Below are 5,561 nucleotides of genomic sequence, written 5' to 3'. Positions count from 1 at the left end.
GGTCGGGGGGCGGGGCGGTCAGGGTGGTCAGGTGGCGGTCGTAGAAGCCGGTGTCCATGCGGGCGGTCGTGAACTCCTCGTGGCGCAGGGAGCGGACGAGGAGGTCGCGGTTGGTGGGCGGGCCGTGGAGCGTGGCCCGTTCGAGGGCGCCCGCGAGCTTGCGGAGCGCCTCCGCGCGCGTGGGAGCGTGGGTGATGAGCTTGGCGAGCATCGGGTCGTAGTGGACGCCGATGTCGTCGCCGTCGGTGAAGCCGGTGTCCAGGCGGACGCCGTCGGGGACGGCGAAACGGTGCAGGGTGCCGGTCTGCGGGGCCCAGTCGTGGGCGGGGTCCTCGGCGTAGAGGCGGGCCTCGACGGCATGGCCACGCGCGCGTGGCGGCTCGTCGGGGAGGCGGTGGCCCTCGGCGACGCGGAGCTGTTCGGCGACCAGGTCGAGGCCGAAGACGGCTTCGGTCACGGGGTGTTCGACCTGGAGGCGGGTGTTCATCTCCAGGAAGTGCGCCTTGTCACCGGCGACGAGGAACTCGACGGTGCCGGCGCCTGTGTAGTCGACCGCGCGGGCTGCCCGTACGGCCATCTCGTGCAGGGAGTCGGTCAGTTCGGGTGTCAGGTCCGGTGCGGGGGCCTCCTCGATCACCTTCTGGTGGCGGCGCTGCAGGGAGCAGTCCCGGGTGCCGAGCGCCCAGACCGTGCCGTGAGTGTCGGCGAGGATCTGTACCTCGACGTGGCGGCCGTTCTCGACGTATGGCTCGACGAACACCTCACCGTCGCCGAAGGCGCTCGCGGCCTCGGTGCGGGCGCTCTCCAGGGCGGCGTCCAGCTCCTCCAGGCGCCGTACGACGCGCATTCCGCGCCCGCCGCCGCCCGCGGCCGCCTTGACCAGGACGGGGAGATCGGTGTCGGTGACCTCGCCGAGGGGCGCCAGGCCCATCAGCTGCTTGGCCCGCGTCTTGGACGCCATGGCCTCGATCGCCTCCGGTGGCGGGCCGATCCAGACGAGGCCCGCGTCGAGGACCGCGCGGGCGAAGTCGGCGTTCTCGGAGAGGAAGCCGTAGCCGGGGTGCACGGCGTCCGCGCCGGACGCGAGGGCCGCCTTCACGATGAGGTCGCCGCGCAGATACGTGTCGGAGGGCGCCGCCCCCGGCAGCCGTACGGCCGCGTCCGCCACGCGCGCGTGGAGGGCGTTCGCGTCGGCGTCCGAGTACACGGCGACCGTCCGGATTCCCAACTCACCGCAGGTGCGGAAGACACGGCACGCGATCTCGCCCCGGTTGGCCACGAGCACAGAAGTGATCACTGGTGATCCCTCACATCCGGAAGACGCCGAAGCCACCGCGCGCGCCCTCATAAGGCGCCGTGTGGATGGCGGACAGACACATACCGAGGACCGTTCGGGTGTCGCGGGGATCTATGACACCGTCGTCGTAGAGCCGCCCGGACAGGAACATGGGCAGCGACTCCGACTCGATCTGCTGCTCCACCATGGCGCGCAGGGCCGCGTCCCCCTCCTCGTCGTACGGCTGTCCCTTGGCGGCCGCCGACTGCCGGGCGACGATCGAGAGCACTCCGGCGAGCTGCTGGGGGCCCATGACGGCCGACTTGGCGCTGGGCCAGGCGAAGAGGAAGCGAGGGTCGTAGGCGCGTCCGCACATGCCGTAGTGGCCGGCGCCGTACGACGCGCCCATGAGGACGGAGAGGTGGGGCACGCGGCTGTTGCTGACCGCGTTGATCATCATCGCGCCGTGCTTGATGATGCCGCCCTGCTCGTACTGGCTGCCGACCATGTAGCCGGTGGTGTTGTGCAGGAACAGCAGCGGGATGTCACGCTGGTTGGCGAGCTGGATGAACTGGGCCGCCTTCTGCGACTCCTCGCTGAACAGCACCCCTTGGGCGTTCGCCAGCACGCCGACCGGATAGCCGTGCAGGGCCGCCCAGCCCGTCGCCAGGCTGGTGCCGTACAGGGGCTTGAACTCGTCGAAGTCGGAGGCGTCGACGATCCGGGCGATGACCTCGCGCGGGTCGAAGGGGGTGCGCAGATCGCCGGGGACGATGCCGAGGAGTTCGTCGGCGGCGTACTTGGGCGGCTGGGCCGGGCCCGGATCGCCGTACGCCTTGCGGTGGTTGAGGCGGGCGACCACGCGGCGTGCCTGGCGCAGGGCGTCTCGTTCGTCGACGGCGAAGTAGTCGGCGAGGCCTGACACGCGCGCGTGCATCTCCGCGCCGCCCAGGGACTCGTCGTCGCTCTCCTCGCCGGTGGCCATCTTCACCAGGGGCGGCCCGCCGAGGAACACCTTGGCGCGCTCCTTGACCATGATCACGTGGTCGGACATGCCGGGGACGTAGGCGCCGCCGGCCGTCGAGTTGCCGAAGACGACCGCGACGGTGGGGATCCCGGCCGCCGACAGCCGTGTCAGATCCCGGAAGATGGCGCCTCCGGGGATGAAGATCTCCTTCTGGGAGGGCAGGTCGGCGCCGCCCGACTCGACGAGGTTGATCACGGGCAGCCGGTTGGCGAGCGCGATGTCGTTGGCGCGCAGGGCCTTCTTCAGCGACCAGGGGTTGCTCGCTCCGCCGCGCACGGTCGGGTCGTTGGCGGTGATCAGGCACTCCACGCCCTCGACGACGCCGATACCGGTGACGAGGGACGCGCCGACCGTGTAGTCGCTGCCCCAGGCCGCCAGCGGGGACAGCTCCAGGAAGGGCGTGTCGGGGTCCAGGAGCAGCTCGACGCGCTCACGGGCGAGGAGCTTGCCGCGCTTGCGATGCCGCTCGACGTACTTGGGGCCGCCCCCGGCGAGCGCCTTGGCGTGCTCGGCGTCGAGCTCGGCCAGCTTGGTGAGCATGGCCTCGCGGTTGGCCGCGAGTTCGGGGCTCGTCGGGTCCAGGGAGGAGGCGAGGACGGTCACAGGAGGACCTCCGGGATGTCGAGGTGGCGGCTGCGCAGCCATTCGCCGAGCGCTTTGGCCTGCGGGTCGAAGCGGTGCTGGGCGGCGACGCCCGCGCCGAGGATGCCCTCGACGACGAAGTTGAGGGCGCGCAGGTTGGGCAGGACGTGCCGGGTGACCTCCAGTTCCCGGCTCTCGGGGATCAGCTGCCGGAACCGCTCGACGGTGAGTTCGTGCGCGAGCCAACGCCACGCGTTGTCCGTGCGCGCCCAGATGCCGACGTTGGCGTTCCCGCCCTTGTCGCCGCTGCGGGCTCCGGCGATCAGGCCGAGGGGGGCGCGCCGGGTGGGTCCGGGCGGCAGCGGTTCGGGGGCGGGCGGTTGCGGCAGGTCGTCGACTACGAGGGTGTCGTGGGCCGACGGCACAGGAATCCGGCGTCCGTCGTGGAGGACGGCCACATGGTCGACGGCACCATGGGGGACGTACACACCCTCGAAGACCCCATAGGGCGAGCCCTTTCCAGGTGGTGCGAGCACATGGAAGCCGGGGTAGCTGGCGAGGGCCAGCTCCACGGCCGCCCCGCTCAGCACCCGTCCGACGTTCTCCTGGGCCGGGTCCCGTACGACCAGCCTGAGCAGCGCGCTCGCGGTCTCCTCCGTCGGTGCGTCGGGCCGGTCCGTGCGCACCAGGTCCCAACGCACCTCGGCGGGCCGGGACTTGGCGAAGGCGTCGCTCATCTGCCGCCGCACGAGAGCGGCCTTGGCCTCGATCTCCAGCCCGGTCAGGACGAAGACGACCTCGTTGCGGAAGCCACCGAGGCGGTTCACGCCGACCTTCAGGGTCGGCGGCGGGGCCTCGCCCCGCACTCGGTCGATCCGTACCCGGTCGGGGCCGTCCTGGGTGAGCCGTACCGTGTCCAGCCGGGCGGTGACGTCCGGTCCCGCGTACCGGGCACCCGCCGTCTCGTACAACAGCTGGGCCGTCACCGTGCCGACGTCGACCAGACCGCCGGTGCCAGGATGCTTGGTGATGACGCAGGTGCCGTCCTCGTGGAGCTCGGCGAGCGGGAAGCCGGGGCGGGTAGCGCCGGCCTCGTCGAAGAACGCGTAGTTGCCGCCGGTGGCCTGCGCCCCGCACTCCAGCACATGTCCGGCGACCACAGCACCCGCGAGCCGGTCATGGTCCCCGGGCCCCCACCCGAAGTGCGCGGCGGCGGGCCCGGTGACCAGGGCCGCGTCCGTCACCCGCCCGGTGACGACGATGTCCGCGCCCTCGCGCAGACAGGCCGCGATGCCGGAGCCGCCGAGGTAGGCGTGGGCGGCGAGGCTGTCCGGATACCGGTCCTTGAGGTCGTCGCCCTCCACATGGGCGACGCGCACAGGGACGCCGAGCCGGTCCGCGAGTTTCCGTACGGCGTCGGCGAGTCCGGCCGGGTTGAGCCCGCCCGCGTTGGCGACGACACGCACCCCCCGCTCGTGCGCCAGCCCGAGGCACTCCTCCAGCTGCCGCAGAAAGGTACGGGCGTATCCGGCACCCGGGTCCTTCAGCCGGTCCCGGCCGAGGATCAGCATGGTCAGCTCGGCGAGGTAGTCGCCGGTGAGGACGTCCAGTTCGCCGCCGGTGAGCATCTCGCGCATGGCGTCGAAGCGGTCGCCGTAGAAGCCGGAGGCGTTGCCGATCCGAAGGGGCGGAGGGGTGGTCGGCGACGAGGCGGGCGGGGTCACCGTGCCGTCCCCTTCGGCGCACGACCCGCGCCCGGCGGCCCCGCGAAGACCTGGGCGATGTCGAACCAGCGGTCGGCGTCGGGGCCTTCGGCGCGCAGGGCGAGGTCGGAGCGGTGGGCGCGCTGGGTGACCAGGAGGCAGAAGTCCAGCGCCGGACCGGTCACGCGCTGCGGGGCGTCCTCGGGGCCGTATGCCCACAGCTCGCCGGAGGGCGAGACGAGTTCGACGCGGAAGTCGTCGAGCGGCACGGGAAGTCCGTGCACACCGAAGGCGAAGTCCCGCGTCCGCACCCCGATCCACACCACATGCCTCAGCCGGTCGGTAGGTGTGCGCACCACACCCAGCGCGTCGGCGATGTCCAGACCGTGAGCCCAGGTCTCCATGAGTCGGGCCGTTGCCATGGAGGCGGCTGACATGGGCGGGCCGTACCAAGGGAAGCGGACACCCTGGGGCGCCTCGCGCAACGCCGTGTCCAGCGCGACCCGCCCCTCCCGCCACCGCGCCAGCAGTTCGGCGCACGGAAGACCGGCCCCCTCCTCCGCCCCCTCGTCGACGAACGAGCCCGGCGTCACCAGCGCCTTCTCCACCAGTGTGTGGAAGGCGTCCACGTCGGTCACCGCCAGCAGCGCCGAGTGGTCCGTCCAGGCGAGGTGGGCGATCTGGTGGGCGACGGTCCAGCCGGGCGCCGGAGTCGCGAGCGCCCACTGCTCGGCGTCCAACTCGGCGACCAGCCGGTCGAGTTCCTCGCTCTCCTCGCGCAGATCGTCGAACACGGGCGTCGGGTCGGACACGGTGCGCTCCCTGGGGCACGGCGGTGTGCGGGGTGATGCGGCGTGATGCGGCGTGATGCGGCGTGGTGAGGAGCATGGCAGCGCCACGGAAAACAAGCAAGCATGCTTGCATTAATTGAGGAGTGTTCACCCGGGGAAGGTTGTGGGTGCGGGTGGGGCGG

At 71.9% G+C, this 5,561-nt stretch carries 4 protein-coding genes; all 4 read right to left on the bottom strand.

Annotated elements, in window-relative coordinates; all coding sequences use genetic code 11:
* Positions 1-1,297: acetyl-CoA carboxylase biotin carboxylase subunit (locus L0P92_RS41570; protein ID WP_234768324.1), on the bottom strand; the 1,297-nt coding region annotated here is incomplete at its 3' end.
* Positions 1,298-1,307: 10 nt separating this feature from the next.
* Positions 1,308-2,906: an acyl-CoA carboxylase subunit beta gene (locus tag L0P92_RS41565; protein WP_234768323.1), complete on the bottom strand. Its 1,599-nt coding sequence runs from the start codon at positions 2,904-2,906 to the stop codon at positions 1,308-1,310.
* The gene (locus L0P92_RS41560; RefSeq protein WP_308289809.1) at positions 2,903-4,609 is read right to left on the bottom strand and encodes an acyclic terpene utilization AtuA family protein; all 1,707 of its coding nucleotides are present in this window, start codon (positions 4,607-4,609) and stop codon (positions 2,903-2,905) included. The genes L0P92_RS41565 and L0P92_RS41560 overlap by 4 nt, the downstream gene beginning before the upstream one ends.
* The gene (locus L0P92_RS41555; protein WP_234768322.1) at positions 4,606-5,400 is read right to left on the bottom strand and encodes a TIGR03084 family metal-binding protein; all 795 of its coding nucleotides are present in this window, start codon (positions 5,398-5,400) and stop codon (positions 4,606-4,608) included. Before L0P92_RS41555 ends, L0P92_RS41560 begins: the two co-directional genes overlap by 4 nt.
* Between the last annotated feature and the right edge of the window lie 161 nt (positions 5,401-5,561).

Origin of the sequence: Streptomyces muensis (assembly GCF_021474425.1) — a bacterium.
Classification (GTDB): Bacteria; Actinomycetota; Actinomycetes; order Streptomycetales; family Streptomycetaceae; genus Streptomyces; species Streptomyces muensis.
This window is presented reverse-complemented; position numbering and strand designations above follow the sequence as displayed.